The sequence below is a fragment of the Geodermatophilus sp. SYSU D01186 genome, assembly GCF_054050215.1.
In genome coordinates this window covers 52,650-77,855 of record NZ_JBJGYW010000002.1, presented here as the reverse complement: position 1 = coordinate 77,855, position 25,206 = coordinate 52,650, and the positions used below count along the sequence as shown (strand labels likewise).

Below are 25,206 nucleotides of genomic sequence, written 5' to 3'. Positions count from 1 at the left end.
CGTGTAGCGGCGCGGGCCGCCGAGCAGCAGCCGTTCCAGCGCCTCGCGGGCGTCCGGGACGCCCGGGACGCCCTCGGGTCCGGTGTCGGGCAGCGCTCAGCCCGTCGTGTGCACGACCAGCACGTCGACCGGGGAACGGCGGGTCACGTCGGAGGGGACCGAGCCCAGCAGCCGGCCCTTGAGGCTGTTGAGTCCGCGGTTGCCCACGACGAGCAGGTCGGCCTGCTCGCGGCCGACGACGTCCAGCAGCGTCTCCACCGGCGAGCCGACGACGGAGATCGGGTAGACGTCGGTCGCGCCGGCCTCCTTCGCGCGCTCGGCCGCGACCCGCACCTTCTCCTCGGCCGGCCCCGAGCCGATCACCTGGTAGGCGTCGTCCCCGAAGACGTCCCTCGCCTCCTGGAGCTCGCGGTCGTCGACCCGCGGAGGCAGGTAGGCGCAGACGATGACCAGCCGGGCGGCGCAGGCCCCGGCCAGCGCGCCGGCGCGGCGCACCGCGCGCAGGGAGGACTCCGACCCGTCGGTACCGACGACCACCGTGCGATAGGCGCTCACGGGCAGGCAACCTACCTGCTCAGCACCGTGTGTGCGCGGCGTCACCAGGGTCCGCCACGCCCGGCGGGACTGCCGTGTCGCCGTCCCCGTGCGATTGGATGGACGCGCCGTCCGGCCCCCCGATCGGAGGAGAGCGCCATCCACCCCGGCACCACCGCCCGCCCCGATCCCGTGCGGGTCGAGGTCCGCGGACTCACCAAGACCTTCGGCGCCGTCCGCGCCGTCGACGACCTCACCTTCACCGTCGAGCCCGCCTCGGTCACCGGCTTCCTCGGCCCCAACGGGGCCGGCAAGACCACGACGATGCGCATGGTGCTCGGCCTCGAGCGCCCCGACTCCGGGACGGCGACCTTCAACGGCGCCCCCTACACCTCCCTGCCCACCCCGGTGCGCACCGTGGGCGCGGTCCTCGAGACGGCCTTCCACCCGGCCCGCTCCGGTCGCAACCACCTGCGCGTGTACTGCCGCGCCGCGGGGCTGCCGCTGTCGCGGGCCGACGACGTGCTGGCCCAGGTCGGCCTGTCCGACGCGGGCGGGCGCCGGGCGGGCGGCTACTCGCTCGGCATGCGGCAGCGGCTGGCGCTGGCCACCGCGCTCCTCGGCGACCCGTCGGTCCTGGTGCTCGACGAGCCGGCCAACGGGCTGGACCCGGAGGGCATCCAGTGGCTGCGCGGCTTCATCCGCCACCTGGCCCACGACCAGGGCCGGACGGTGCTGGTCTCCAGCCACCTGCTGTCGGAGATGGAGCACACCGCCGACCGCGTGGTCATCGTCGGCGCCGGGCGCCTGGTCCGCGAGGGCTCGATCGCCGAGCTGCGCTCGGGCGCCCAGGGCGAGGGCGCGGTGCTCGTCCGCAGCCCAGAGGTGGCGCGGCTGGCCGAGGTCCTGGGGGCCGCGGGGCTCGGCGTCCGGGGCGGCGACGACGGCCTGGTGACGGTCACCGGCGCGACGCCGGCCGAGGTCGGCGCCCGAGCCTTCCAGGCCGGCCTCGAGCTGCACGAGCTGCGGGCGGAGTCCAGCGGCCTGGAGGAGCTGTACTTCCGGCTCACCGCCGGCCAGGAGCAGTACGCGGCCTCCTCGACCGACACCACCACGCAGGGAGCGTCACGATGACCGCGCTCGTCCGCGCCGAGTGGACCAAGCTGTTCACCACGCGCGTGTGGATGGGGCTGCTGCTCGGCGCCTGCGTGATGGTCGCCGGCTTCGCGATCCTGTTCACCTCCTTCGCCGGCGACGCCGAGAGCGGGCTGCCCGCGGTCGGCACGGAGCAGTACGAGGACCTCGTCCTCGCCACGGCCTCCAACGTGACGGTGCTCTTCCTCATCCTCGGGATCATCGGGATGACCCAGGAGTACCGGCACCGGACCGCCACCCCGACGTTCCTCACCACGCCCCGCCGCGGTTCCGTCGTCGTCGCCAAGCTGGTCGGCTACGCGCTGGCGGCGGTGCCCTTCGCGCTCGCCGTCCTGGCCGTCAACTACCTGGTGGTGCTCGTCCACGCCGGGGCCGAGGGCTCGGCGCCGTCGCTGACCGGGGACAACCTGCGGATCCTGGCCGGCAGCGGGCTGGCGCTGGTCATCTACGCCGTCATCGGCGTCGGCCTGGGCGCGCTCCTGCGCAACCAGGTCGGCGCCATCGTCGGCGGGCTGGTCTACCTGTTCGTGGTCGAGCCGATCATCCGGTCGATCCCCGCGACGGCACCGGCCTACAAGTGGCTGCCCGGCGGCGGGCTGGAGGCCATGACGGCGACCTTCCAGGGGCCCGACCTCCTCGAGCCCTGGCAGGGCGCCGTCCTGCTCCTCGGATACGGTCTCGTGGCGGCCCTCCTGGGCACCCTGCTGGCGGTCCGGCGCGACGTCGCCTGACCTGCGGGACGCCGCCGCACCCGCACACACCCGACACCACGAACGGGGATCCCCCGATGACCGTCCGCATGACCGCACAGCGGCTGGGCCGGCTGATCGCCGAGGGCGACACCGCCGCCGTCCGCACGGCCGTCGGCGACTCGCCGCGACTGCTGTCCACCCCCCTGGAGCGGGCGGGCCAGAGCGGGTGGACGCCGCTGCACGTGGCCGTCGCCGAGGCGCAGGTCGAGGTGGTCCGGGAGCTGGTGGCCGCCGGCGCAGACCTCGGCGCGCGCACCGAGCACGACCGGACGCCGCTGCACGTGGCACTGGAGTCCGCCCCGCACCTGGTGGCGGTGCTGCGCGAGCTGGGCGCCCCGCTGGACGCGCCGAGCGCGGCCCACCTCGACGACGTCGACCAGCTCACCGCCGAGCTCGACCGCGGCACCCCGCTGGCCGACCCGGTCACCGGGGTGCACCTGCTGACCTGGGCGGCGGCCGGCGGCGCGGCCGGCACCGCGCTGGCGCTGCTCGACCGGGGGGCCGACGCCGACGGCGGGGCCCTGCACGCCGCCGCGGCCGGCGGCCACGTGGAGCTGGTCCGGCTGCTGGTGGCGGCCGGCGCCGACGTCGACCGCCGCGACCCCGACACCGGCCGGTCCCCGCTGCACGCCGCGGTGGCCGCCGGGGTCGACGGCGACGCGCCCGAGGTCGTGCGGGCCCTCCTCGACGCCGGCGCCGACGTCAACGCGACGACCAACGACGGCGCGAGCGCCCTGGACATCAGCCGGGTGGCCGCGGCCCGCACCCGGCGCGCCGACGCAGGTCAGGCGACCGCCCACGACGCCGTCGCCGACCTCCTCGTCGCCCGCGGCGCGACGGACTGAGCACCTCCCCCGATGCCCCCGCTCCCGCCCCTGGCCTGCCGACGTGCGGCTGCACGGCCGGTCAGGGCCACGGGACGGGCGTAGACTGACCGCCCGGTCCAGAGACGTCCACCGACGACGAAGAAGGCACTCGACCCCGTGTCAAGCGTGAGCTCATCCCGGCCGTCCGCCAATCCGTCCTCCTCGCCGGTGGCGGGGTTCGGCACGAACGAGTGGCTGGTCGAGGAGATGTACCAGCAGTACCTCGCCGACCCGTCCAGCGTGGACCAGGCGTGGCACGAGTTCTTCGCCGACTACCGGCCGGGGAGCCCCGTGGCAGCCAGCGACGACCGTGAGGCACCCGCCGCCTCCCCCGACGGCGGGTCCACGCCGCCGGCGACCTCCTACGCCACCCCGTCGCCGTCGCAGGAGGTGACCACCCCCGCGCCGCAGGCCCCGGCACCCCAGCCGCAGCAGCCGGCCACCGGGGGCGCCGCACCGTCCCGCGCGGCCTCCGTCGAGCCCAAGACCGAGGACACCGTCGTGACCCGCGCCGCCGAGCGGACCGCCCAGCAACAGCCGGCCGCCCCCGCCCCGAAGCCCGCCGCCAAGACGGCCCCGAAGCCCGCCGACGGCGAGGGCCCCAAGCGCACGCCGCTGCGCGGCGCGGCCGCCAGCATCGTCAAGAACATGAACGCGTCGCTGACGGTGCCGACGGCGACCAGCGTGCGGGCGGTGCCGGCGAAGCTGCTGGTCGACAACCGCATCGTCATCAACAACCACCTGGCGCGCGCCCGCGGCGGCAAGGTGTCGTTCACCCACCTGATCGGCTACGCGCTGGTCCGGGCCCTGGACGACTTCCCGGAGATGAACGCCTCCTACACCGAGGTCGACGGCAAGCCGACCCTGGTGCAGCCCGAGCACGTGAACTTCGGCCTGGCCATCGACCTGCCCAAGCCCGACGGCTCGCGCTCCCTCGTCGTCGCCTCGATCAAGGCCGCCGAGGAGATGGACTTCGCCCAGTTCTGGGCCGCCTACGAGGACGTCATCCGCCGCGCCCGCGCCGGCAAGTTGACCCTCGAGGACTACTCCGGCACCACGATCAGCCTGACCAACCCGGGCACGATCGGCACCAACCACTCGGTGCCGCGGCTGACCGCCGGCCAGGGCACGATCGTCGGCGTCGGCGCGATGGAGTACCCGGCGGAGTTCCAGGGGATGAGCCCCGAGGCGCTCACCGAGATGGCGGTCAGCAAGATCATCACGCTGACCTCCACCTACGACCACCGGATCATCCAGGGCGCCCAGTCCGGTGACTTCCTGCGCCGGCTGCACCAGCTGCTGCTCGGCGAGGACGGCTTCTACGACGGCGTCTTCCGGTCGCTGCGCATCCCGTACGAGCCGGTGCGCTGGATGCCCGACGTGCGGGTCAGCCGCGAGGGGCAGATCGACAAGGAAGCCCGGGTCATCGAGGTCATCGAGGCCTACCGGCGCAACGGCCACCTCATGGCCGACACGGACCCGCTGGAGTTCAAGGTCCGCAGCCACCCGGACCTCGACATCCTCCAGCACGGCCTGACGCTGTGGGACCTCGACCGGAAGTTCCCCGTCGGCGGGTTCGCCGGCGAGAAGCTCATGGCCCTGCGCGACGTGCTGGGCGTGCTGCGCAACTCCTACTGCCGCACCGTCGGCGTGGAGTACATGCACATCACCGACCCCGAAGAGCGCGAGTGGATCCAGAAGCGCGTCGAGCTCAAGGCCGACCAGCCCGACCGTGACAAGCAGAAGCACATCCTGGGCCGGCTGAACGCCGCCGAGGCGTTCGAGACCTTCCTGCAGACCAAGTACGTCGGGCAGAAACGGTTCAGCCTCGAGGGGGGCGAGTCGGTCATCCCGCTGCTGGACGAGGTCCTCATCGCCGGCACCGACCACGAGCTCGACGAGGTCGCGATCGGCATGGCCCACCGCGGCCGCCTCAACGTGCTGGCCAACGTGCTGGGCAAGAGCTACGCCAAGATCTTCGGCGAGTTCGAGGGCAACATCGACCCCGGCACCGTCCAGGGCTCCGGCGACGTCAAGTACCACCTCGGCGCCGAGGGCACGTTCAGCAACCCGTTCCGGCCGGACGCCGAGATCGCCGTCTCGCTGGCCAGCAACCCGTCGCACCTGGAGACGGTCAACCCCGTCCTCGAGGGCATCGCGCGGGCCAAGCAGGACATGATCGACAAGGGCGAGCAGGGCTTCACCGTCCTGCCGGTCCTGCTGCACGGTGACGCGGCGTTCGCCGGTCAGGGTGTCGTCGCCGAGACGCTGAACCTCTCGCAGCTGCGTGGCTACCGCACCGGCGGCACCGTGCACGTCGTCATCAACAACCAGGTCGGCTTCACCACGAGCCCGGCCCAGTCGCGCTCGAGCCTCTACTCCACCGACGTCGCGCGGATGATCGGCGCGCCCATCTTCCACGTGAACGGCGACGACCCCGAGGCCTGCGTGCGGGTGGCCCGGCTGGCGGTGGAGTACCGGCAGGAGTTCAAGAAGGACGTCGTCATCGACCTGGTGTGCTACCGCCGTCGCGGGCACAACGAGGGCGACGACCCGTCGATGACCCAGCCGCTGATGTACGACATCATCGACCGCAAGCGCTCGGTCCGGAAGCTCTACACCGAGGCGCTCATCGGCCGCGGGGACATCACGCTGGCCGAGGCCGAGGAGGCGCTCAAGGACTACCGCGGGCAGCTGGAGCGCGCCTTCGCCGAGACCCACGACACCCAGGAGACCCCGAAGGCGCAGCCGGCCATGGACCAGCCGGCCCAGGAGTCGAGCACCGTCGCCACCGCGATCAGCACCGAGGTGCTCAAGGCGATCGGCGACGCGCACGTCTCGCTGCCCCAGGACTTCACCGTCCACCCGAAGCTCCAGCGGCTGCTGGAGCGGCGCGCGGCGATGGTGAGCGAGGGCGGCATCGACTGGGCCATGGGCGAGCTGCTCGGCTTCGGGTCGCTGCTCATGCAGGGCATCCCGGTCCGGCTGGCCGGCCAGGACTCCCGCCGCGGCACCTTCGTGCAGCGCCACTCGGTGCTCATCGACCGGGAGACCGCCGCGGAGTACACGCCGCTGGCCCACCTGTCCGAGGAGCAGGCGAAGTTCTTCGTCTACGACTCGCTGCTCAGCGAGTACGCGGCGCTGGGCTTCGAGTACGGCTACTCGCTGGCCAACCCGAAGGCGCTGGTGCTCTGGGAGGCCCAGTTCGGCGACTTCGTCAACGGCGCCCAGATGGTCATCGACGAGTACATCAGCTCGGGCGAGGCCAAGTGGGGCCAGCGGTCCGGCGTCGTCCTGCTGCTGCCGCACGGCCTCGAGGGTCAGGGGCCGGACCACTCCAGCGGCCGCATCGAGCGCTTCCTGCAGCTGTCGGCGGAGAACAACATGACCGTCGCCAACTGCTCGACGCCGGCGAACTACTTCCACCTGCTGCGCCGCCAGGCGCTGTCGGACGTGCACCGGCCCCTGGTCGTGTTCACGCCGAAGTCGCTGCTGCGGGCCAAGGCCGCCGTCAGCCCGGTCGCGGACTTCACCGAGGAGACCTTCCGCCCGGTGCTGCCCGACCCGGGCGTCGGGGGCGACCCGCTCGACGACGCCGCCGTCCGCCGGGTGCTGCTGTGCAGCGGCAAGGTCGCCTACGACCTGCTCGCCCAGCGTGAGTCCGAGGGCACCGCCGACGTCGCGGTCGTGCGGGTCGAGCAGCTCTACCCGCTGCCGGCCGAGCAGATCGCCCAGGCCCTGGAGCGGTACCCGAACGCCTCGGACGTCGTCTGGGTGCAGGAGGAGCCGGCGAACATGGGCGCCTGGCAGTTCATGGCGGTCAACCTGCCCGAGCACCTGCCGGCCGGCCGCAACCTGCGCCGGGTCAGCCGCCGCGCCTCGGCCAGCCCGGCCGTCGGCTCGGCCAAGGTCCACGAGGCGGAGCAGCGGCAGCTCGTCGCGGACGCCTTCGCCCGCTGAGCCACCCCGTACCCCGCCGACGCCCGGCCGCCGACCCAGTCGGTGGCCGGGCGTCGTAGGTTCTGCTGCGTGTACTTCACCGACCGGGGTCTCGAGGAGCTCGCCGACCGGCGGGGCGAGGAGCAGGTCACCCTCGCCTGGCTCGCGGACCAGATGCAGGCCTTCGTCGACCAGCACCCGGACTTCGAGGTGCCGGTCGAGCGCCTGGCCACCTGGCTGGCCCGCGGCGGCACGGACGACGACGAAGACGACTGATCGCTCCTCAACGGCCGTGTCGTGAGGACTGGCGGCCGGGGTCTCCTAGCGTGGGGGCATGGGCACCGTCCTCGCCGTCCTGCACGTCGTCAGCGCCGTCTTCCTCATCGGGCCGATGGCCCTGCTCCCGCAGACCGCCCTGCGCGCGCTGCGGGCCGGCAACGCCCCCGCGGTCGGACTGCTGACCCGTTCGACGAAGGTGTTCACCTGGGCCTCGCTGGCGGTGGCCGTGTTCGGCTTCGGCGTCTCCGGCGTCGAGGACATCCCGCTGTCGCGGACCTGGCTGTGGCTGTCGATCGTGCTGTACCTGCTCGCCCTCGTGGGAAGCCTCGTGCTGGTCGTCCCGTCGCTGACCCGCGCGGCGGCCGAGCTCGCCCAGGGGCGGCCCGCCACGGCGCTCTACGGCCGCATCGCCGCCGGCTCGGGCGTGGTCTCCCTGCTCCTGGTCGCCGTGGCCGTGCTGATGGCCTGGAAGCCCTGACCCGACCGACACGCCCGGGCGGCCGGATCCCCCGCTGACGGCACAGACGGCGGCACGCTTCGTGCGTGCTCGGTCACTCGCACGCCCTGTCCGGGCTGGCCGCCGGAGCCGCGACACTCCCGTGGGCACCGGTGGAGGGCCCCGTCGCCCAGGTCGCGTGGATCGCCGCCGTCGGCGGGATGTCGATGCTGCCCGACCTGGACCACAGCGGCTCCACGGTCTCGGACATGTGGGGTCCGGTCACGGACGTGCCCTCGGGCGCGATCGGCCGGCTGGCCCAGGGCCACCGCTGGGGCACCCACGACGCCGTCCTGGCCCCCGTCGCGTTCGGCGCCCTCGCGCTCGCCGCGGCCAACGCCTTCTGGTCCAGCCTGCTGCTCATGAGCCTGGCCGTCGGGCTGGCGCTGCGGGCGCTGCACTTCGTCATCCCCGGCCGGGCGGAGAACACCGTCGTCGGCAACCTGGTGCTGTCCTGGGGCGCGGCCTGGCTGCTGCTGGAGCACATGCCACAACCGGCCTGGCTGCCGTGGGCGGTCGCCCTGGGCGTGCTCACCCACATCGCCGGCGACGCGATCACCACCCAGGGCGTGCCCGTGCCGCTGGTGTGGCTGGTCCGGCGCTGCCGGCTGGCGCTGACCCCGCTGCGCACCGGGACGTTCCTGGAGACGGCGGTCCTGGCGCCGGCGTTCGTCGTCGTCACGCTGTGGTGCCTCTATGCCAACACCGGCGTCCGGACGGCGGTCGACCCCTGGCTGCAGGACCTGCGCGGACTGCTCTGAGCGCGACCCCCGTGCGGACGACCGCACGGGGGTCCTCCCTCAGCGCGTGACGCCCTGCTCCCGTGCGGTGGCCGCCACCGCGGCCGCCACCGCCTCGGCGACCCGCCGGTCCAGCGGGCTGGGGACGACGTAGTCGGCGCGCACCTCGTCGCCCACCACGTCGGCGATCGCGGTCGCGGCCGCCAGCTTCATCTCCTCGGTGATCGAGGTGGCCCCGGCGTCGATGGCCCCGCGGAACACGCCGGGGAAGGCGAGCACGTTGTTGATCTGGTTCGGTTCGCCGCTGCGCCCGGTGGCGACCACCGCCGCGTACCGGGCCGCCATCTCCGGGTCCACCTCGGGGATCGGGTTGGCCAGGGAGAACACGATGCAGCCGTCGGCCATCGAGGCGATCGCCGACTCCGGCACGGACCCGCCGGACAGCCCCAGGTAGACGTCGGCCCCTTCCAGCGCGCCGATCATCGTGCCCGCGTAGCCGGCGCGGTTGGTGTTCTCCGCGACCCACCGCTTGATCGGCGTGAGGTCGTCGCGGCCCACGTGCAGCACCCCCCGGGAGTCGGCCACGGCGATGTCGCCGATGCCGGCCTCGAGCAGGATCTTGGTGCAGGCGATCCCGGCCGCCCCGGCCCCGGCGACGACGCCCCGCAGGTCGCCGATCTCCCGTCCGACGACGCGCGCTGCGTTGCGCAGCGCGGCCAGGACGACGATCGCCGTCCCGTGCTGGTCGTCGTGCATGACCGGGATGTCCAGCCGGTCCCGCAGCCGCTCCTCGATCTCGAAGCAGCGCGGGGCGCTGATGTCCTCGAGGTTGATCCCCCCGAATGACGGCGCGATCGCGGCCACCGTCTCGACGATGGCGTCGACGTCGGTGGTCGACAGCACCACCGGCACCGACGACAGCCCGGCGAACTCGCTGAACAGGCAGGCCTTGCCCTCCATGACCGGCAGCGCGGCGGCCGGCCCGATGTCGCCCAGGCCGAGGACGGCGGTGCCGTCGGAGACCACGGCGACCACGCGCGGCGCCCAGGTGAACCGCCGCGCGAGCGCCGGCTCCACGGCGATCGCGCTGGAGACCCGGGCGACGCCGGGTGTGTAGGTGAGCGCGAGGTCCGCGACGGAGTCGATGGACCGGGTGGGGCGTACCGCCAGCTTCCCGCCCTCGTGGACCGCGAACGCCGGGTCGTCGGCGAATCGGTCGGGGCTCCCCGCGGGGGGAGCGGAGGTCTCGGGATGCTGGGTTCCGCCCATGGACACGGCAGCGTAGACCGGACGCCGTCCGCCGCATGACTACGGTTCGCTCCGTGCAGATCCGCGAACTCGCCGTGCGCGACGCCTACGTCCTGGACCTGGTCCCCCACGGGGACGCCCGCGGCCGGTTCACCGAGTGGTACCGCGCCGACGTCCTCTCCGGGGCCCTCGGGTTCGGCCTGCACCTCGCCCAGGCCAACCACAGCGTCTCCGCCCGCGGGGTGCTGCGCGGCGTCCACTTCGCGCTCGTGCCGCCCGGGCAGGCCAAGTACGTGTACTGCCCGGCGGGCCAGGTGCTCGACGTCGTCGTCGACGTCCGGGTCGGCTCCCCGACGTTCGGCGCGCACGACGCCGTCGTCCTGGACAGCGACCGGCCGCGGGCGGTGTACCTGGCCGAGGGGCTCGGCCACGCCTTCGTCTCCCTCGCCGACGCCAGCTCGGTGACCTACCTGGTGTCCAGCGGCTACGACCCCGCCCGCGAGTTCGGCATCCACCCGCTCGACCCGGCGCTGGGGCTGCCCTGGCCGGCCGACGTGGAGTTCGAGCTCTCCGCCAAGGACCAGCAGGCGCCCACCCTGGAGCAGGCGCGCCAGCAGGGGCTGCTGCCGACCTGGGAGGAGTGCACCGCGCGGTACGCGCAGCTACGCGACGGGCGCTGACCCCAGCCGCCCCGGGCGCGGCCACAGGCGGCCGACGACCCGGCCCACGACGACCGCCGGACCGAACACCCGGCTGTCGTCGGCGACGAGCGGGTTGTCCCCCTCGACCCAGTGCCCGCCGGGCACCTCCCGGCGCACCCGCTTGACCACGAGGAGCTCCGGGCGGGACGGGAACCGGGCCAGGACGACGTCGCCGGCGCCCACCGTGCCGGCGGCGTCGACGCGGCGCACGAGCAGCCGGTCGCCGTGCCGCACCGTCGGGGACATCGACGGGCCGGCGACGCGGGCCATGACCCAGGGCGTGACCAGCGACGGGACCGTGCCCGGGCGCCCGGCGTCGGGCCTGTCGTCGTCGTTCACCGGGAGTAGGGTCGCAGACGAAACGACCCACGAGACCCGGAGGGCAAGTCCATGCGTTTCCGCATGTTCTCCGCCGTGGAGGCCACCGCGCACTGCGACCTCCCCTGCGGCGTGTACGACCCGGCCCAGGCCCGCATCGAGGCGGAGTCCGTCAAGGCGATCCAGGAGAAGTACCAGGCCAACGAGGACCCGGCGTTCCGCACCCGGGCGATCCTGATCAAGGAGCAGCGCTCCGACCTGGTCAAGCACCACCTGTGGGTGCTGTGGACCGACTACTTCAAGCCCCCGCACTTCGAGAAGTACCCGCAGCTGCACGAGCTGTTCAACAAGGCGACCAAGCAGGCCGGCGCCGCCGGCGGCAAGGGCAGCATGGACCCCGCCGAGGGCCAGAAGCTGCTCGACTACATCGCCGAGATCGACAAGATCTTCTGGGAGACCAAGGCCGCGGCCTGACCTCTCCCCGGGCAACGGCGCCGACCGACGGGCTTCCCCGCCGGCCGGCGCCGTTGCCGTCTGCCACCCCACGCCGGCGGGTGCCGGTCCGATGACGGGGCACCACCCCGACGGTCCCCGCACGAGTCACACGAGGAGGTCTCCGATCGACGTCGGGGCACTGCTCCAGCGGGTCGAGGACGCCGCACCCATCGAGGCGGTCGAGGCCGTCGCCGACGCCCTCGCCGAGCAGGTGGGCGCGACCGCGGTCAGCTTCCTGATCGCCGACTTCAGCGGCCGGGCCGTGGTCCGGTTGTCCTCCTCCGGGCCGGTCGCCGGGGCTCGCACCCACGCGGCGGAGCGGGCCGAGACCGTGCCGCTCGAGGGCAGCGTCTTCGAGCAGGTGCTGCGCTCGCAGCAGCTCGACGTGCGCCTCGAGGGGGAGCTGTACCGGGCCCTGGTCCCCGTGACCGACCGCGGCGACGCGATCGGCCTCGTCGAGCTGCTCCTGCCCGAGGCGCCCACACCGCAGGTCGTGCAGCAGGTTCGCAGCGCCGCGCACGCGCTGGCCTACGCCGTCATCGCCGCCCGCCGGCACACCGACGTCTTCGAGTGGGGCATGCGCTCCACGCCCTTCACCCTGGCCGCCGAGATCCAGCGTCGTCTGCTCCCGGCCGCCTACAGCTGCGAGGCCGCGCAGTTCACCCTGGCCGGCTGGATGGAGCCGGCCAGCTCCGTGGGCGGGGACACCTTCGACTACACCCTCGACCGCGACGTCCTGCAGCTGTCGATCACCGACGCCGTGGGCCACCAGGTGCCGGCGGCCCTCCTCGCCACGCTGCTGGTCGGCAGCCTGCGCAACGGCCGGCGTCGCGGCCTGGACCTGGCCGAGCAGGCCCGGTACGCCAGCGACTCGCTGGCCGAGAACGCCGCCCCCGGCCAGTTCGTCACCGGGCAGCTGGTGCGCGTGGACCTGCACACCGGCACCGCCCGCATCGTCAACGCCGGCCACCCCTTCCCGCTCCGGCTGCGCAACGGCCGGGTCAGCGAGGTCCCGCTGGCGATCGACCCGCCGTTCGGCGTCCAGCCGGGCGGGTCGTTCACCGTCCAGCCCCTCCCGCTGGAGCCGGGTGACCGCATCGTCTTCCTCACCGACGGCATGCAGGAGCGCAACGCCGCCAGCCTCGACGTCGCCGCCACGCTCGCCGCCACCGCCGACCTGCACCCGCGGGAGGTCGTGCACGCCCTGGGCGCCGCCGTCCTCGGCGCCACGGGTCACGACCTGAAGGACGACGCGACGATGCTGTGCCTGGACTGGTACGGCGGCCCGCTCCGGGCGCGCAGCAGCGAGCACGGCGCCGATCCCGCGCGCGTCTCCCCTCCTGCCGCCCCCGGGTGACGCCGGGTGCGTCCCGGTACCGTTTGACCACGATGCGCATCGACCCGGCCGGGTGGCCCTTCATCACCGGGCCACTGGCCCCCGCCGCCCTGCTCACCGCCGCGGGGCGGGCCACCGGACGACGCGGGCTCCGGGTCGCGGCCTGGCCGCTGGTCGGCCTGGCCGCCTACATGGCCCTGTTCTTCCGCGACCCCGACCGGCGCTGCGACGTCCGGCCGCCGGACCCCGACGACGTCGTCTCGCCCGCCGACGGCGTGGTGATGGTCGCCGGGGAGCCGCAGGAGGGCGTCGCGCCCGACGGGGACTGGCAGCAGGTCAGCGTCTTCCTGTCGGTCGTCGACGTGCACGTGAACCGCTCCCCGTACCGCGGGGAGGTCGTGGAGAGCTCCTACCGCAAGGGCAGCTTCCTCGCCGCCTACCGCAAGGAGTCCGCGCACCGGAACGAGCGCAGCGAGCTGTGGCTGCGCGACGGCGACCGCACCGTGGTGTTCCGGCAGATCGTCGGGGTCCTCGCCCGGCGCATCGTGACCCGCACCGGCGTCGGGCAGCGGCTGGCGACCGGCGAGCGGATGGGTCTGATGAAGTTCGGCTCCCGGATGGACGTCTTCGTCCCGCGGGAGTGCACGATCACCGTCCGCACGGGGCAGCGGGTGCGGGGCGGCGAGACCGTCATCGCCCGGTGGCCCGCGGCCGGCTGAGGAGTCGCCCCATGCCCAGCTCAGCGTCCGGCCACCGGCCTCCGCAGACCCGGCGCACGGCCACCGTCGAGTTCGTCCGCGGCTCGGTGCGCGGCACCCGTCGTCGGGCCCTGGCCACCCTGCCCAGCCTGTTCACCCTCGCCAACATGATGTGCGGCTTCGCCGCGATCCTGGTGTCGATCCGCGGGCAGTACACCCTCGCGGCGGTCCTGGTCGGCCTGTCGGTGGTCTTCGACATCACCGACGGCGCGGTGGCCCGGCTGGTCGGCGCGGTCACCCCCTTCGGCCTGCAGTTCGACTCGCTGGCCGACCTCGTCTCCTTCGGCCTGGCCCCCGCCCTGCTGGCGTTCACGCTGTTCTCCGAGGGCCGCGACGAGTGGGACCCCCTCGGTTGGATCGTCTGCTTCCTGTGGGTGGCCTGCGCCGCCATCCGGCTGGCCCGCTTCAACACGACGATCGACCCCACCGCCGACAAGCGGTACTTCACCGGCATGCCCAGCCCCGGTGCCGCCGGCGTCGTCCTGGCCTCGGTGTTCGCCTTCGGTGACCAGATGAACGGCCGCGACCGGCTGTGGGTGCTGCTCATCGTCGCCGTGCCGGCGCTGCTCATGGTGAGCAACATCCGGTTCCGCTCGTTCCGCTCGCTGGTCAGCCCGAAGAGCGGGAAGCCCTACGGGCTGGTCGCCGCCGCGCTGGCGATCGTCGTCGGCTTCGCACTGGCGCCCGTGGTCACCGGCTGCGTGCTGGCCTACGGCTACCTGCTGGCGCCGGTCCTCGTGCCGCTGCTGTCCCCGCTGTCCCGCCTCGTGCCCACCCGCCTCAAGGAGCTCCTCACATGAGCGTGCGGCCCATCCGCCCCGACGACGTCCCGGCCGTGGTCGGCCTGGTCCGGGAGCTCGCCGAGTACGAGAAGGCCGCGCACGAGGTCCGGCTGACCGAGGAGCAGCTGAGCGCCGCCCTGTTCGGCGACTCCCCGCGGCTGTCCGGCCACGTCGCCGAGGCCGGTGGCCAGGTCGTCGGCATGGCGCTGTGGTTCCTCAACTTCTCCACCTGGCGCGGCACGCACGGCATCTACCTCGAGGACCTCTACGTCCAGCCGCAGCACCGCGGCAGCGGCCTGGGGCGCGAACTGCTGCGCACCCTCGCCGAGGTGTGCGTCGAGCGCGGCTACAGCCGGCTGGAGTGGTCGGTGCTGGACTGGAACACCCCGTCGATCGACTTCTACAAGGGTGCCGGCGCGGTTCCCATGGACGAGTGGACGGTCTTCCGGCTCACCGACGAGGCCCTCTCCGGTTTCGCCGCCGACCGGCGGCTGCGGTGAGCGGGCCGGCCGACACCCGCGCCCACCCGGCCACCGAGCGCCGGCCGGCCGAGTGCTGGCTCACCGACATGGACGGCGTCCTGGTGCACGAGGGCAACGCGCTGCCCGGCGCCGCGGAGTTCCTGCAGCGGCTGGTCGAGCGGGGACGCCGATTCCTCGTCCTCACCAACAACTCGATCTTCACCCCGCGGGACCTGGCGGCCCGGCTCTCCCGCTCCGGCCTGGACGTGCCCGAGGAGTCCATCTGGACCTCGGCACTGGCGACGGCCGACTTCCTCGCCACCCAGCTGCCCGGCGGCTCGGCCTACGTCATCGGCGAGGCCGGGCTGACCACGGCGCTGTACGAGGCCGGCTACACCCTCACCGACACCGACCCCGACTACGTCGTCCTCGGGGAGACCCGCACCTACTCCTTCGAGGCGATCACCCGGGCCATCCGGCTGGTGGGGCGCGGCGCGCGCTTCATCGCGACCAACCCCGACGTCACCGGCCCCTCCCCCGAGGGCCCGCTGCCGGCCACGGGCTCGGTGGCGGCGATGATCACCAAGGCGACCGGGGCGGAGCCCTACTTCGTCGGCAAGCCGAACCCGATGATGTTCCGCAGCGCGATGAACCGGATCGCCGCGCACTCGGAGTCGACGGTGATGATCGGCGACCGCATGGACACCGACGTCGTCGCCGGCATCGAGGCCGGGCTGGAGACGATCCTGGTGCTCACCGGCTCCACCCGGGCCACCGACGTGGCGCGGTTCCCGTTCCGGCCGGGGCGGGTCCTGGACTCGATCGCCGACGTCGTCGACCTGGTCTGACCCTCAGCGGTCGGAGAAGGCCAGCCGCGCCTCCGGCGTGGCCAGCAGCCACAGCTCGAGCGCCACGAGGACCAGCAGCGGGACGCCCACCCACGGGCCGCCCCACTCGAACGCCGAGAAGTACCCGAACAGGCCCAGCAGCACCTGGAGCGCCACCACCGGCCCGCGGGCCCAGCCCGACACCCGCCACAGCCCGATGGCCGCCGCGCCGAGCAGGACGGCGAAGAAACCGACGTAGACCACCTCGGCGAGGGCCCGGCCCACGCTGTCGGGGTCCGAGGTGGCCGTCAGGTAGAGCAGCACCAGCGCGACGACGCCGAGCGCGGCGGCCTCCACGGCGACGACCAGTGCCGCGCGTCGGACGGCTCCCGGCGCCTCGGTCCGCCGGGCCGGGCGCGGCGCCGACGGCTCCGCGGCCCCGCCGAGCAGCCGCTCGGCCAGCCGGTGCTGTCTCGGGGGCCGCGCTCCCGCCTCCTCCGTCACGGCCGCGAGGGTACGCGCCGCGGCCGGGCGGCCCCCTCGCCTGCCGCGTCGGCCTGCGCCTGCCGGGGAGCCGGCGCGGGCCTGGCTAACCTGGCGGTCATGCGTGCGCTCGTGGTGGCCAACCCCGCGGCGACGACGACCAACCGCAGCGTCCGCGACGACGTCCTCGGCGTCCTCGGCGGCGACCTCAAGGTGGACCTGGCCGAGACGACCCACCGCGGCCACGGGACCGAACTGGGCCGGCAGGCCTGCGCCGACGGCGTCGACGTCGTCGTCGCCCTCGGCGGGGACGGCACGGTCAACGAGGTCGTCAACGGCCTCCTGCACGACGGGCCGGGCGATGACCTGCCGCCGCTCGCCGTCGTCCCGGGCGGCTCGACGAACGTCTTCTCACGCGCCCTGGGGCGCTCCCGCGACCCGGTGACGGCGGCTGCGGAGGTCACCGCCTCCCTGCGGGCCGGGCGCACCCGCCGCATCTCCCTGGGAACCGCCAGCGCCCGCGGCGCCACCGGCGCACCGGTCGCGCTGCCCGACCCCGCGCAGGCGCAGCGGGCCGCCGATGCGGGGGCCGCGGCCCACCCGGGGTGGTCCGAGCCCCGCTGGTTCGCCTTCAGCGCCGGCCTGGGCTTCGACGCCGACGTCATCGGCCGGGTGGAGGCGCACCGGGCGCGGGGACGGCGGTCCACCGGCGCGCTGTACGTGGTGGAGGCGACCAGCGCGTTCGTCCTGGGGCGGGAGCGGCGGCGTCCGCCGATGACCCTCGAGCTCCCCGGGGAACCGCCCCTGGACGAGGTGTTCCTCTGCCTGGTCTCCAACGTCTCGCCGTGGACCTACCTCGGCGCGCGGGCGGTGAACCCGAGCCCGGAGGCCTCCTTCGACACCGGGCTGGACGTCTTCGCCATGGGCCGCATGGGGGTGCTCCGGATGCTGCACCACGTGCGCCAGGTGCTCGCCGCCCGGCCCGACGCCCGCGGGCGCGGCGTGCACCGACGGCACGACCTGCCGGGGCTGACCGTCACCGCGCAGCGGCCGCAGGGGTGGCAGGTCGACGGCGACCACCTGGGGACGGCGACGGGGCTGCGCGTGTGCAGCGTCCCGTCCGCCCTACGCGTCGTCGCCTGACGCCGGGAGCATCGCAGCGAGCGCCGGCGAGCGAGGAGCGGACCGGGGGCGGGAGGCGACCGGTGAACGACGTCGCCTGAACCGGCCGTTCTCGGAATTGCCGGTGTGACCTGCGTCTTCAGGCACGCCGGGCGAGGGTTGTCAACGTCGAGACCGCGGGATGGTCAGGTCGAGTGGCGCACCTAGCATGCCCGTGGTGAGCTTGCTCACGAGGGGTCGACCGAAGCCCTCGATCTGCTTGACAGGCCCCCACGCCGTGAAAACATCGCGGCTGGAAAGCAACCTGTCGGTAACAAATGCACGAAGTCGCTGTGCCATGGCGCTGGCCAATCCCGGTGCCGGCCTGCGGAACGGTCCGAGGCCGGCGACTGATGCACCACACCGTAGACGACATCGAGGAGAACACCGCCATGGACTGGCGCCACCGCGCGCTCTGCCGCGACGAGGACCCGGAGCTGTTCTTCCCCATCGGGACGACCGGTCCGGCCCTCGGCCAGATCGAGCAGGCAAAGGGTGTGTGCCGGCGTTGCCCGGTCGTCGAGTCCTGCCTGGACTGGGCCCTGCGCTCGGGTCAGGACTCCGGCGTCTGGGGTGGGCTGTCCGAGGACGAGCGGCGCGCGCTCAAGCGGCGCCAGGCTCGCACCCGGGTCCGCACCGCCTGATCACACCGCACCACGGCGTCCGGGCTCCCCGCACGGCGCCGCCGCAGTACTGAACCGTCGCGAGGCCGGTCCGGATCCCCCGGTCCGGCCTCGCGGCCGTTCAGCGCCGGAGCCGGCCGGCTCCGGGCAGCGTCAGCACGACCTCGGTGCCCGGGCTCCCGGTGGGCCACCCGCCCATGCGCAGGCACCCGCCCAGCTCGGTGGTGACGAGCGTGCGCACGATCTGCAGCCCCAGCCCGTCGCTGGCGGCGACGTCGAAGTCGTCGGGCAGGCCGCGCCCGTCGTCGCGCACCCGCACGACCAGGTCCTCCCCGTCGCGCTCGGCCACCAGCTCGATGGTGCCGGGCCGGCCTTCCGGGAACGCGTGCTCGGCGGCGTTGTGCAGCAGCTCGGTCACCGCCAGCACCAGCGGGGTCGCCGCCACCGCCGGCAGCTCGCCGAACTGGCCCACGCGGCGGGTGCGGGCCGCGGGGCCGACCGAGGTCAGGTCGCCCAGCATCGGCAGCACCTGGTCGAGGACGTCGTCGACGTCGACGACGTCCTCCCGGCTGCCGGCCAGCGTCTCGTGCACCACGGCGATGGACGACACCCGGCGCACCGACTCCTCCAACGCCTCCCGGGCCGCGGGCACCGTCATCCGCCGCGCCTGCAGCCGCAGCAGCGCGGCCACCGTCTGCAGGTTGTTCTTCACGCGGTGGTGGATCTCGCGGATGGTGGCGTCCTTGGTGAGCAGCGCGCGGTCCCGGCGCCGGACGTCGGTGACGTCGCGCACGAGCACCAGCGCGCCCTCCTCACCGCCCGGGGCCTGCAGCGGCAGCGCCCGCACCAGCATCGTGGCGGCCTGCCCCTCGACGTCCATCGGGTCGGGGAACCGCCCGGCGACGGCGGCACGGATGCCCGCCACCACCGTCTCCCCCGCCACCCGGTCAGCGGCCGCGTCGCGGGTGAGCCGGGCCAGGTCCGACCCGACGACGTCCCCGGTGACGCCCATGCGGCGGTACGCCGACAGCGCGTTGGGGCTGGCGTAGACCGCGGAGCCGGTGGCGTCGAGGCGCACCAGGCCGTCACCCACCCGCGGGCTCAGCTCGGCGTCCAGCAGCTTCTCGGGCGGGAAGGTGCCCGCGGAGACCATGAGGCACAGGTCCGCGGCGATGTCGAGATAGGTCAGCTCCAGCGTGGACGGCGCCCGGGTCACCGCCAGGTTGGTGTCCCGCGCGAGGACGGCGACCACGACGCCGTCGTGCCGGACCGGGATCACCTCACGGCGCCGCGGGGCCACCCCCGACCAGTCCGGCTCGCCCTCGGTGACCGGGCGCCCCTCCCGGTGGGCGACCTCGAACGGCTCCGCGGGAGGGCCCTGCAGCTCCGAGCCGACGAGGTCCTCCGGCTGGCTGGTGGGAGCGGTCAGCGGCCGCACCTGCGCCACGCACCACCACGCGCCGGTCGGCAGCGGCACCCAGAGCGTGAGGTCGGCGAAGGAGAGGTCGGCCAGCAGCTGCCAGTCGGCGACCAGCCGGCGGGCGTGGTCGACCTGGGCGGGGGCGGAGGCGGCGCCCCGGGTGAGGCGTTCGGAGAGGCTGCTCATCGTGAGCCGAGCCTAGAAGGACCCTCCTGCCCCCCGAACGCTCGCGAGCTCGCGTCGGGCCCCTGCAGGAGGGCCGCCCCTAGGCTCGGGGCGTGGTCTCCCGCACCGACGCCCCCGCCGTGACCGTCGAGGACGCCGTCCCCGGTGACTTCGCGCGCATCGCGCAGCTGACCGTCGACGTCTACGTCGGCGGAGGGCTGGCCTCACCGGAGTACGGCCGCGTGCTGGCCGACGTCGCCGGTCGCGCCTCCCGCGCACAGCTGCTGGTGGCCCGGGACGCCGGGGGCGAGGTCGTGGGCAGCGTGGCGCTGGTGCTCGACGGCGACTTCGGCGAGATCACCGAGTCCGACGAGGAGGCCGCGTTCCGGATGCTGGTCGTGGACCCGGCGGCCCAGGGACAGGGCGTCGGCGCCCTGCTGGTCACCACCTGCCTGCAGCGGGCGCGCGCGGCCGGGAAGCGGCGGATGGTGCTCTCCACGGACCCGCGGATGACCGCGGCCCACCGGCTCTACGCGCGGCTGGGCTTCACCCGGCTCCCGGCCCGGGACTGGTCACCGGCGCCCGGGGTCGACCTGATGGTCTGCGCGCTCGAGTTGTAGCGCCTCAGCCCACGGTGGCGATGAGGTCGCCCTCCTGGAGCACCTCGCCCTCGACGACGTGCAGCTCGCGCACCGTGCCGGCCCGCTCGGTCAGGACCGGGATCTCCATCTTCATCGACTCGAGGATCACCAGGGTGTCGCCCGCGGCCACCTCGCTGCCCGGCTGCACGAGCACCTTCCAGACGCTCGACACCATCTCGGCGTGGATCTCCTCGACCGCCACCGGCACCTCCCTCGCTGACCTGCGCCCATCCAAGCACGCAGGCCGGGGCGGTCAGCCTCCCGGCGTGGAGCCGTCGGCCAGCCGGTCGAGGACCGGGCAGATCTCCGGGCCGTCGTGCGGTACCCCCGTCTCCGGCAGACCGGTGAGGACGTCGCTGGCGGCCCGCGCCGCGGTGGCGGTGTCGGGCCCGCTGGCGCTCACCGTGGCCAGCAGGGCGTCGTACCAGCCGTCGAGCCGGTCGCCGGGGTCGTAGCCGCTCACGGCCACGACCTCGACCCCGTCCGCCCCGCCCCGGCGCCGGCCGGAGTCGGGCAGCCGGCCGGTCACCCGGCCCGCCTGCCCCGGGGGCAGCGTCGAGCGCAGCTGGACGGCGACGGCCTTGCGCGGCGCCCGCCCCGGGCCGGGGTCCGCCGCGGCGCGGCCACCGACGGCGCTGCGCAGGGCGAGCTCGACGGCGTCCACCCCGTGCGCGCGTTCCAGGACGGCCATGTCGAGGGAGAAGCCCGCGGCCACCTCCGCCAGCTCGCCGTCGGGGTCGATGCCGACCGTCACCAGCCCGCGCCAGCCCACCTCGGCCAGCCGCTTGGCGGCCGCCGGCAACTCGACCGGCTCGTCCGGCGTCCAGGAGACCCGGGCGATGCCGGCCGCGCGGTCGCGGGAGACCGCGGTCGTGTGGTGCAGGCCGGAGTCGGTGACCCAGGCGAGGAACCCGCGCTCGCTGGCCGGCTCCACGCCGTCGCCGCCCAGCCGCTCCAGCACCGCGGCGGAGGGACCGACCCAGGTGAGGCCGGCGGCGACGACCGCACCGGCCAGCCGGGCGTTGCCAGCGAGGGCCGGCGGCACCGGGAGCACCGCGGACACCCCGCTGCGGCGCGCGGCCTCCACGATGCGGTCGACGGCCAGGTAGGACTCCGCGGCCGGCGCCGGCCCCAGCAGGACCGCGTCGTCGGCCAGCCGGACGTGCCGGGCGGAGCGGTCGGCCTCGGAGTGGACGGCGACCGCCTTGACCTCCAGCCGGGAGCAGGCCGCCACCACCGCGCACGCCGCCGGCCCCCGGCCCGCCACGAGCACGCTCTCGATCCCGACCTGTGCCACCGTGCCGGCCCTCCCCAGTGGTGCGATGTGCCACTCACAGCCTGACCCGCCGCCCCGTTCCCCCGCCACAGGGGAGGCGCCGCGCGCGGGCGTGAGAGGCTGGGAGGCGTCAGCTTGACCGGTCCCCCGGTACCGCCCACGCGCGGGTCCCCGGGTGCCCGGCGGCACCGAGGGCCCGGCACGGGCCCGTACCGGCGATGAGGAGAGGAGGGCAGCGATGTCCAAGCGTGGACGCAAGCGGCGCTCCCGCAAGGGGAACAAGGCCAACCACGGCAAGCGGCCCAACGCGTGACGACAGCCCTGGGAGCATCGAACGAGCGCCAGCGAGTGAGGCGCGACCAGGGCGCGGAGTCACGCAAGGGTGGAACGCCTGAGCACAGGCCGGGAGCACCGCCTGACGACAGGCCACCCTGCGCAGACGACAGCAGCGCCCCACCGCCTCGGGCGGTGGGGCGCTGCTGTCGTCGTCAGGCGGTGGGGCGCTCCTGCGTGTGCTCCACCGTCAGCTTCTCGACGCTGACCTGCGTGCCGTCCTCCTCGAAGGCGACCGTGGTCAGCTGGAACTTGATCCGGTCGCGCAGCCCGGGCGGCGGGGCGTCCCCACCGCACCGGCGGCGGACCAGCGCTTTGAACTCCTGCTCGATGCCGAACTGGCGCAGGCAGGGCGAGCAGTCCTCGAGGTGCTCGGCGATCACGTCGCGCCGGGCGTCGTCGGTCTCGTGGTCGAGGAACTCGAAGACGTGGGACAGGACGTCGTCGCAGGAGTTGATCTCGATGGGCTCGCCACGGTCCTCGCTCACGACTGCGTCGCCCCCTCCCCGGCGCCGGCGCGGACGAAGCCGCGCTCCCGTGCGTAGTCGGCCAGCAGCTTCTGCAGCCCCCGGCGACCGCGGTGCAGGCGGGACATCACCGTGCCGATGGGGGTGCCCATGATCTCGGCGATCTCCTTGTAGGCGAAGCCCTCGACGTCGGCGAGGTAGACCGCCAGGCGGAAGTCCTCCGGCAGCTGCTGGAGGGCCTCCTTGATGTCGGAGTCCGGCAGGTGGTCCAGCGCCTCGATCTCGGCCGACCGCAGGCCGCTGGAGCTGTGCTCCTCGGCGGCGTACAGCTGCCAGTCCTGCACCTGGTCGGTGGGGTACTGCTGCGGCTGACGCTGCTTCTTGCGGTAGCTGTTGATGTAGGTGTTGGTCAGGATCCGGTACAGCCAGGCCTTGAGGTTCGTGCCCTCGGCGAACTGGTGGAACGCGGAGTAGGCCTTGACGAACGTCTCCTGGACCAGGTCCTCGGCGTCGGCGGGGTTGCGGGTCATCCGCAGGGCCGCCGGGTAGAGCTGGTCGAGGTAGGGCAGCGCGTCGCGCTCGAAGCGGGCGTCGCGCTCGGCTCGCGTCTCGGCCAGCTCGGTGCGGCTGCCACCGGCGCGTGCCTCGGGCACCTCCACCGGGGCCGTCTCGGGGTTCAGGTCCGCGGACTCCTCAGGCACCGACCGTCCTCTCTGCGGCCCCCGGACGCGGGACACCGCCTCGGACGATCCTAGCCGCGCGGCGTCCGGGCGGCCTGGGGGCCGCCGGTGCGCGACCCGCTGCCGGGCGCTGGAGGACAGGGTGCTGCTCACGGGCACTGCAACTCCGCCGTGGCGCGTCGCCATTCCCCCTGCGACCCGGATCTCCGTCGTCCGTCGCGACGGCCCGCGGATAGGCTGCCGCGCCGTGGCGGCGACCCCGGCGGTGCGGGCCCTCGAGAAGGCCCGCGTGACGCACACCCTGCACCCCTACGACCCGGAGCACCCCGCCGACCAGGGGCACGGCGAGGCCGCCGTCGCCGCGCTGGGCGCCGATCCGCGCCAGGTGTTCAAGACGCTGGTGGCCCGCGTCGACGGCGCGCTGACCGTCGCCGTCGTCCCCGTCAGCGGCAGCCTCGACCTCAAGGCCCTGGCCGCCGCGGCCGGCGGCCGCAAGGCAGCGATGGCCGACCCCACGGACGCCGAGCGGACGACGGGGTACGTGCTGGGCGGGATCAGTCCGCTGGGCCAGCGCAAGGCCCTGCCGACGGTGGTCGACGACTCCGCGCTCGGCTTCGACACGGTGCTGGTCAGCGCCGGCCGGCGGGGGCTGCAGGTGGAGCTGGCGCCGGGCGACCTGGTGCGGCTCACCCGCGCCCGCACGGCTCCGATCGGCCGCTGAGGCCGGCTAGGTCCCGGGGGTCGCGTACGGGGTGAGCAGCTGGTCGACCGGGGCGTGGTCGTCGGTGAGCACGTCGGCGTCCCCGACGAAGCCGGCCAGCCGCTCGCCCTGCGCCACCTGCCAGGTGAGGCCCCGTTCGCGCAGCGCACCGGCGATCGCGTCGGCCGGCAGCGGCTCCCGCGAGGCGACCGCGACGACGTTGCCGCCGTCCTCCCCTTCGAGCACCGGCTCCCGGGCCAGCAGCAGCACGGAGCCGAAGACCGCGCGCAGGGTGGCCAGCTCCGCGCGCACGAAGCCCATCGGCGGGTTGTCGATGAGGTTGGCGACGTAGACGCCGTCGTCGGCGAGCGTCCGGTCGACCAGGTCGAGGGCCTCGACGGTGGTCAGCTGCCAGGGCACCGAGAGGCCGCCGAAGGCGTCGCCCACGACGAGGTCGCGCTCCCCCGCCGGCTCCTCGGCCAGGCCCACCCGGGCGTCGGCCACCCGGACCCGCAGGCCGTCGGACTCGGTCAGCCCGAGCTGCTCCCGGTCCATCTCGACGACGCCCGGGTCGACCTCCAGCACCAGGCTGGTCGTGCCCGGCCGGACCTCGGCCAGGTAGCGCGGCACGGTGAGCCCACCGCCGCCCAGGTGCAGCGCCGACAGCGGCTGCCCCTCGGGCGCGACGACGTCGGTGACCGCGGCGATGGCGCGGACGTACTCGAACTCCAGGTGGGTGGGGTCGTCGAGGTCGACGTAGGAGTGCCGCAGCGTGTCCAGCACGAGCACCCGGCCGCCGTCCCGCTGGGGGTCGGCCACCACGCGGGCGCAGTGGTAGGCGGTCTCCGCCTCGCACGGGGTCGGGGCGACCGCGGCCAGCAGCGAGCCGCCCAGCGCGAGGACGAACAGCCCGGCCGGCACCCGCCCGGCGCCGCCGCCGGACCGCCGGCGCAGCAGCAGCCCCACCGCTCCCCCGGCCAGCACGGTCACGACGCCGGTGCCCACGAGGATGCCGCTGGTCGGGAAGACGGCGATCAGCAGGAAGCCGGTGACGAAGGTGGCCGCGATCCCGCCGAGAGTGCCGATGCCCGAGAGCCGGCCGACCACCGCGCCGGTCTCGGCCAGGCTGGCCAGCTGCAGCTTGACCACCATCGGCGGCACCGCCGACAGCAGCGCCGCGGGGACGACGACGGCGACCGCCGCGAGCAGCAGCACGCTGCCAGCGTCGGCGCCGGTGAGCCACGACCCGGCGAAGCGCACCAGCGGCAGCACGGCGACCACCAGCGCGCCCCCGGCGACCATGAGCGGTGCGATGAGCCGACGCGGGTCGGTGCGGTCGGCCGCCGCGCCGCCGGACCAGGCGCCCAGCGCGATCGCGGCGAGGGCGAAGCCGATGACCGCGGTGTTGGTCTGCAGCGTGATGCCGACGTAGGGGGCGATCAGGCGGAGGCCGGCGATCTCCAGCACCAGCACCGCACCCGAGCTCAGGAACGTGACGGCGGCGGCGACCCAGGCGGGCAGCGCGGTGCTGCCCGCGGTGCGCTCCACCGCCTCCTCGGTACCGGCCACC

29 protein-coding genes are annotated in these 25,206 nt (G+C 74.4%); 19 read left to right on the top strand and 10 right to left on the bottom strand.

Features of this window, described 5'->3' with window-relative positions; translation table 11 throughout:
* Nucleotides 1–96: 96 nt before the first annotated feature.
* Entirely contained in the window at nt 97–555 is a 459-nt protein-coding gene (locus ACI784_RS01810; protein WP_456922278.1) for a universal stress protein, read from the bottom strand.
* Nucleotides 556–726: 171 nt separating this feature from the next.
* On the opposite strand from ACI784_RS01810, the gene ACI784_RS01805 reads away from it, so the two are divergent.
* The 7 genes from ACI784_RS01805 to ACI784_RS01775 all read left to right on the top strand — a co-directional run bounded on the left by ACI784_RS01805 (nt 727) and on the right by ACI784_RS01775 (nt 8,782).
* Nucleotides 727–1,668, top strand: a complete 942-nt coding sequence (locus ACI784_RS01805) for an ABC transporter ATP-binding protein (protein WP_456922279.1) — start codon at nt 727–729, stop codon at nt 1,666–1,668.
* Nucleotides 1,665–2,420: an ABC transporter permease gene (locus ACI784_RS01800; RefSeq protein WP_457012361.1), complete on the top strand. Its 756-nt coding sequence runs from the start codon at nt 1,665–1,667 to the stop codon at nt 2,418–2,420. The genes ACI784_RS01805 and ACI784_RS01800 overlap by 4 nt, the downstream gene beginning before the upstream one ends.
* 56 nt (nt 2,421–2,476) lie before the next feature.
* Nucleotides 2,477–3,286 carry an ankyrin repeat domain-containing protein gene (locus tag ACI784_RS01795; protein ID WP_457012360.1) on the top strand — a complete coding sequence of 270 codons (810 nt, stop codon included), beginning with the start codon at nt 2,477–2,479 and terminating at the stop codon, nt 3,284–3,286.
* Between the two features lie 147 nt (nt 3,287–3,433).
* Nucleotides 3,434–7,267: a multifunctional oxoglutarate decarboxylase/oxoglutarate dehydrogenase thiamine pyrophosphate-binding subunit/dihydrolipoyllysine-residue succinyltransferase subunit gene (locus tag ACI784_RS01790; RefSeq protein WP_457012359.1), complete on the top strand. Its 3,834-nt coding sequence runs from the start codon at nt 3,434–3,436 to the stop codon at nt 7,265–7,267.
* Nucleotides 7,268–7,336: 69 nt separating this feature from the next.
* Nucleotides 7,337–7,522 carry a DUF6104 family protein gene (locus ACI784_RS01785; RefSeq protein WP_456922283.1) on the top strand — a complete coding sequence of 62 codons (186 nt, stop codon included), beginning with the start codon at nt 7,337–7,339 and terminating at the stop codon, nt 7,520–7,522.
* Between the two features lie 58 nt (nt 7,523–7,580).
* Nucleotides 7,581–8,003 (top strand): DUF2269 family protein, encoded by a 423-nt coding sequence (locus ACI784_RS01780; protein WP_457012358.1) that lies wholly within the window; start codon nt 7,581–7,583, stop codon nt 8,001–8,003.
* Nucleotides 8,004–8,068: 65 nt separating this feature from the next.
* Nucleotides 8,069–8,782, top strand: a complete 714-nt coding sequence (locus ACI784_RS01775) for a metal-dependent hydrolase (RefSeq protein WP_456922285.1) — start codon at nt 8,069–8,071, stop codon at nt 8,780–8,782.
* Between the two features lie 39 nt (nt 8,783–8,821).
* On the opposite strand, the gene ACI784_RS01770 is transcribed toward ACI784_RS01775, so the two are convergent.
* Nucleotides 8,822–10,030, bottom strand: coding sequence for an NAD(P)-dependent malic enzyme (locus ACI784_RS01770; RefSeq protein WP_457012357.1), 1,209 nt, complete (start codon nt 10,028–10,030; stop codon nt 8,822–8,824).
* Between the two features lie 53 nt (nt 10,031–10,083).
* On the opposite strand from ACI784_RS01770, the gene ACI784_RS01765 reads away from it, so the two are divergent.
* Nucleotides 10,084–10,689: a dTDP-4-dehydrorhamnose 3,5-epimerase family protein gene (locus tag ACI784_RS01765; protein WP_457012356.1), complete on the top strand. Its 606-nt coding sequence runs from the start codon at nt 10,084–10,086 to the stop codon at nt 10,687–10,689.
* Here the strand turns inward: ACI784_RS01765 and ACI784_RS01760 are convergent.
* A complete protein-coding gene (locus ACI784_RS01760; RefSeq protein WP_456922288.1) occupies nt 10,672–11,049 on the bottom strand; it encodes a S26 family signal peptidase in 378 nt (125 codons plus the stop codon). The genes ACI784_RS01765 and ACI784_RS01760 overlap by 18 nt on opposite strands.
* Before the next feature lie 51 nt (nt 11,050–11,100).
* Between ACI784_RS01760 and sodN the strand changes: the two genes are divergently transcribed.
* From sodN to ACI784_RS01730, 6 genes are all read left to right on the top strand, one after another.
* Nucleotides 11,101–11,502 carry a superoxide dismutase, Ni gene (gene sodN, locus ACI784_RS01755; protein WP_072918931.1) on the top strand — a complete coding sequence of 134 codons (402 nt, stop codon included), beginning with the start codon at nt 11,101–11,103 and terminating at the stop codon, nt 11,500–11,502.
* A gap of 91 nt (nt 11,503–11,593) precedes the next feature.
* The gene (locus ACI784_RS01750) at nt 11,594–12,880 is read left to right on the top strand and encodes a PP2C family protein-serine/threonine phosphatase (RefSeq protein ID WP_457012355.1); all 1,287 of its coding nucleotides are present in this window, start codon (nt 11,594–11,596) and stop codon (nt 12,878–12,880) included.
* Between the two features lie 32 nt (nt 12,881–12,912).
* Nucleotides 12,913–13,578, top strand: coding sequence for a phosphatidylserine decarboxylase (locus tag ACI784_RS01745; RefSeq protein WP_457012354.1), 666 nt, complete (start codon nt 12,913–12,915; stop codon nt 13,576–13,578).
* Nucleotides 13,579–13,589: 11 nt separating this feature from the next.
* Nucleotides 13,590–14,417, top strand: coding sequence for a CDP-diacylglycerol--serine O-phosphatidyltransferase (gene pssA / locus ACI784_RS01740; RefSeq protein WP_456922291.1), 828 nt, complete (start codon nt 13,590–13,592; stop codon nt 14,415–14,417).
* The gene (locus ACI784_RS01735; protein WP_457012353.1) at nt 14,414–14,899 is read left to right on the top strand and encodes an N-acetyltransferase family protein; all 486 of its coding nucleotides are present in this window, start codon (nt 14,414–14,416) and stop codon (nt 14,897–14,899) included. Before pssA ends, ACI784_RS01735 begins: the two co-directional genes overlap by 4 nt.
* A complete protein-coding gene (locus ACI784_RS01730; RefSeq protein ID WP_456922293.1) occupies nt 14,896–15,708 on the top strand; it encodes an HAD-IIA family hydrolase in 813 nt (270 codons plus the stop codon). The genes ACI784_RS01735 and ACI784_RS01730 overlap by 4 nt, the downstream gene beginning before the upstream one ends.
* A gap of 3 nt (nt 15,709–15,711) precedes the next feature.
* On the opposite strand, the gene ACI784_RS01725 is transcribed toward ACI784_RS01730, so the two are convergent.
* The gene (locus ACI784_RS01725) at nt 15,712–16,191 is read right to left on the bottom strand and encodes a hypothetical protein (protein ID WP_456922294.1); all 480 of its coding nucleotides are present in this window, start codon (nt 16,189–16,191) and stop codon (nt 15,712–15,714) included.
* Between the two features lie 99 nt (nt 16,192–16,290).
* Here ACI784_RS01725 and ACI784_RS01720 point away from each other — a divergent pair, with 99 nt between their 5' ends.
* Nucleotides 16,291–17,313 (top strand): diacylglycerol/lipid kinase family protein, encoded by a 1,023-nt coding sequence (locus tag ACI784_RS01720; RefSeq protein WP_457012352.1) that lies wholly within the window; start codon nt 16,291–16,293, stop codon nt 17,311–17,313.
* Nucleotides 17,314–17,684: 371 nt separating this feature from the next.
* A complete protein-coding gene (locus tag ACI784_RS01715) occupies nt 17,685–17,975 on the top strand; it encodes a WhiB family transcriptional regulator (protein ID WP_425432564.1) in 291 nt (96 codons plus the stop codon).
* A gap of 100 nt (nt 17,976–18,075) precedes the next feature.
* Here ACI784_RS01715 and ACI784_RS01710 read toward each other — a convergent pair whose 3' ends face one another.
* Nucleotides 18,076–19,560, bottom strand: coding sequence for a sensor histidine kinase (locus ACI784_RS01710; RefSeq protein ID WP_457012351.1), 1,485 nt, complete (start codon nt 19,558–19,560; stop codon nt 18,076–18,078).
* Nucleotides 19,561–19,652: 92 nt separating this feature from the next.
* On the opposite strand from ACI784_RS01710, the gene ACI784_RS01705 reads away from it, so the two are divergent.
* Nucleotides 19,653–20,159 (top strand): GNAT family N-acetyltransferase, encoded by a 507-nt coding sequence (locus tag ACI784_RS01705; RefSeq protein WP_456922297.1) that lies wholly within the window; start codon nt 19,653–19,655, stop codon nt 20,157–20,159.
* Between the two features lie 4 nt (nt 20,160–20,163).
* On the opposite strand, the gene ACI784_RS01700 is transcribed toward ACI784_RS01705, so the two are convergent.
* Together ACI784_RS01700 and ACI784_RS01695 are read right to left on the bottom strand one after the other, a co-directional pair.
* Nucleotides 20,164–20,382: a biotin/lipoyl-binding carrier protein gene (locus tag ACI784_RS01700; RefSeq protein WP_456922298.1), complete on the bottom strand. Its 219-nt coding sequence runs from the start codon at nt 20,380–20,382 to the stop codon at nt 20,164–20,166.
* Between the two features lie 51 nt (nt 20,383–20,433).
* Nucleotides 20,434–21,477, bottom strand: coding sequence for a biotin carboxylase N-terminal domain-containing protein (locus ACI784_RS01695; RefSeq protein ID WP_456922299.1), 1,044 nt, complete (start codon nt 21,475–21,477; stop codon nt 20,434–20,436).
* 217 nt (nt 21,478–21,694) lie between these two features.
* Here ACI784_RS01695 and ACI784_RS01690 point away from each other — a divergent pair, with 217 nt between their 5' ends.
* A complete protein-coding gene (locus ACI784_RS01690; protein ID WP_014377707.1) occupies nt 21,695–21,769 on the top strand; it encodes a 50S ribosomal protein bL37 in 75 nt (24 codons plus the stop codon).
* A gap of 175 nt (nt 21,770–21,944) precedes the next feature.
* On the opposite strand, the gene rsrA is transcribed toward ACI784_RS01690, so the two are convergent.
* On the bottom strand, nt 21,945–22,277 hold the full coding sequence (gene rsrA, locus ACI784_RS01685) for a mycothiol system anti-sigma-R factor (RefSeq protein ID WP_456922300.1): 333 nt from the start codon (nt 22,275–22,277) through the stop codon (nt 21,945–21,947).
* Complete coding sequence (locus tag ACI784_RS01680; RefSeq protein WP_456922301.1) at nt 22,274–22,957, bottom strand: sigma-70 family RNA polymerase sigma factor; 684 nt, start codon at nt 22,955–22,957, stop codon at nt 22,274–22,276. Before ACI784_RS01680 ends, rsrA begins: the two co-directional genes overlap by 4 nt.
* Before the next feature lie 226 nt (nt 22,958–23,183).
* On the opposite strand from ACI784_RS01680, the gene ybaK reads away from it, so the two are divergent.
* On the top strand, nt 23,184–23,657 hold the full coding sequence (gene ybaK / locus ACI784_RS01675; protein WP_456922302.1) for a Cys-tRNA(Pro) deacylase: 474 nt from the start codon (nt 23,184–23,186) through the stop codon (nt 23,655–23,657).
* Nucleotides 23,658–23,663: 6 nt separating this feature from the next.
* Here the strand turns inward: ybaK and ACI784_RS01670 are convergent, their stop codons facing one another.
* A complete protein-coding gene (locus ACI784_RS01670) occupies nt 23,664–25,205 on the bottom strand; it encodes a fused MFS/spermidine synthase (RefSeq protein WP_457012350.1) in 1,542 nt (513 codons plus the stop codon).
* Between the last annotated feature and the right edge of the window lies 1 nt (nt 25,206).

What these genes read in the sequence shown, in the direction of transcription:
- ACI784_RS01800 (WP_457012361.1), top strand. Translation starts at nt 1,665, where the DNA reads ATGACCGCGCTCGTCCGCGCCGAGTGGACCAAGCTGTTCACCACGCGC.
- ACI784_RS01795 (WP_457012360.1), top strand. Translation starts at nt 2,477, where the DNA reads ATGACCGTCCGCATGACCGCACAGCGGCTGGGCCGGCTGATCGCCGAG.
- ACI784_RS01780 (WP_457012358.1), top strand. Translation starts at nt 7,581, where the DNA reads ATGGGCACCGTCCTCGCCGTCCTGCACGTCGTCAGCGCCGTCTTCCTC.
- ACI784_RS01770 (WP_457012357.1), bottom strand. Translation starts at nt 10,030, where the DNA reads ATGGGCGGAACCCAGCATCCCGAGACCTCCGCTCCCCCCGCGGGGAGC.
- sodN (WP_072918931.1), top strand. Translation starts at nt 11,101, where the DNA reads ATGCGTTTCCGCATGTTCTCCGCCGTGGAGGCCACCGCGCACTGCGAC.
- ACI784_RS01750 (WP_457012355.1), top strand. Translation starts at nt 11,594, where the DNA reads ATGACGGGGCACCACCCCGACGGTCCCCGCACGAGTCACACGAGGAGG.
- ACI784_RS01745 (WP_457012354.1), top strand. Translation starts at nt 12,913, where the DNA reads ATGCGCATCGACCCGGCCGGGTGGCCCTTCATCACCGGGCCACTGGCC.
- pssA (WP_456922291.1), top strand. Translation starts at nt 13,590, where the DNA reads ATGCCCAGCTCAGCGTCCGGCCACCGGCCTCCGCAGACCCGGCGCACG.
- ACI784_RS01735 (WP_457012353.1), top strand. Translation starts at nt 14,414, where the DNA reads ATGAGCGTGCGGCCCATCCGCCCCGACGACGTCCCGGCCGTGGTCGGC.
- ACI784_RS01720 (WP_457012352.1), top strand. Translation starts at nt 16,291, where the DNA reads ATGCGTGCGCTCGTGGTGGCCAACCCCGCGGCGACGACGACCAACCGC.
- ACI784_RS01715 (WP_425432564.1), top strand. Translation starts at nt 17,685, where the DNA reads ATGCACCACACCGTAGACGACATCGAGGAGAACACCGCCATGGACTGG.
- ACI784_RS01710 (WP_457012351.1), bottom strand. Translation starts at nt 19,560, where the DNA reads ATGAGCAGCCTCTCCGAACGCCTCACCCGGGGCGCCGCCTCCGCCCCC.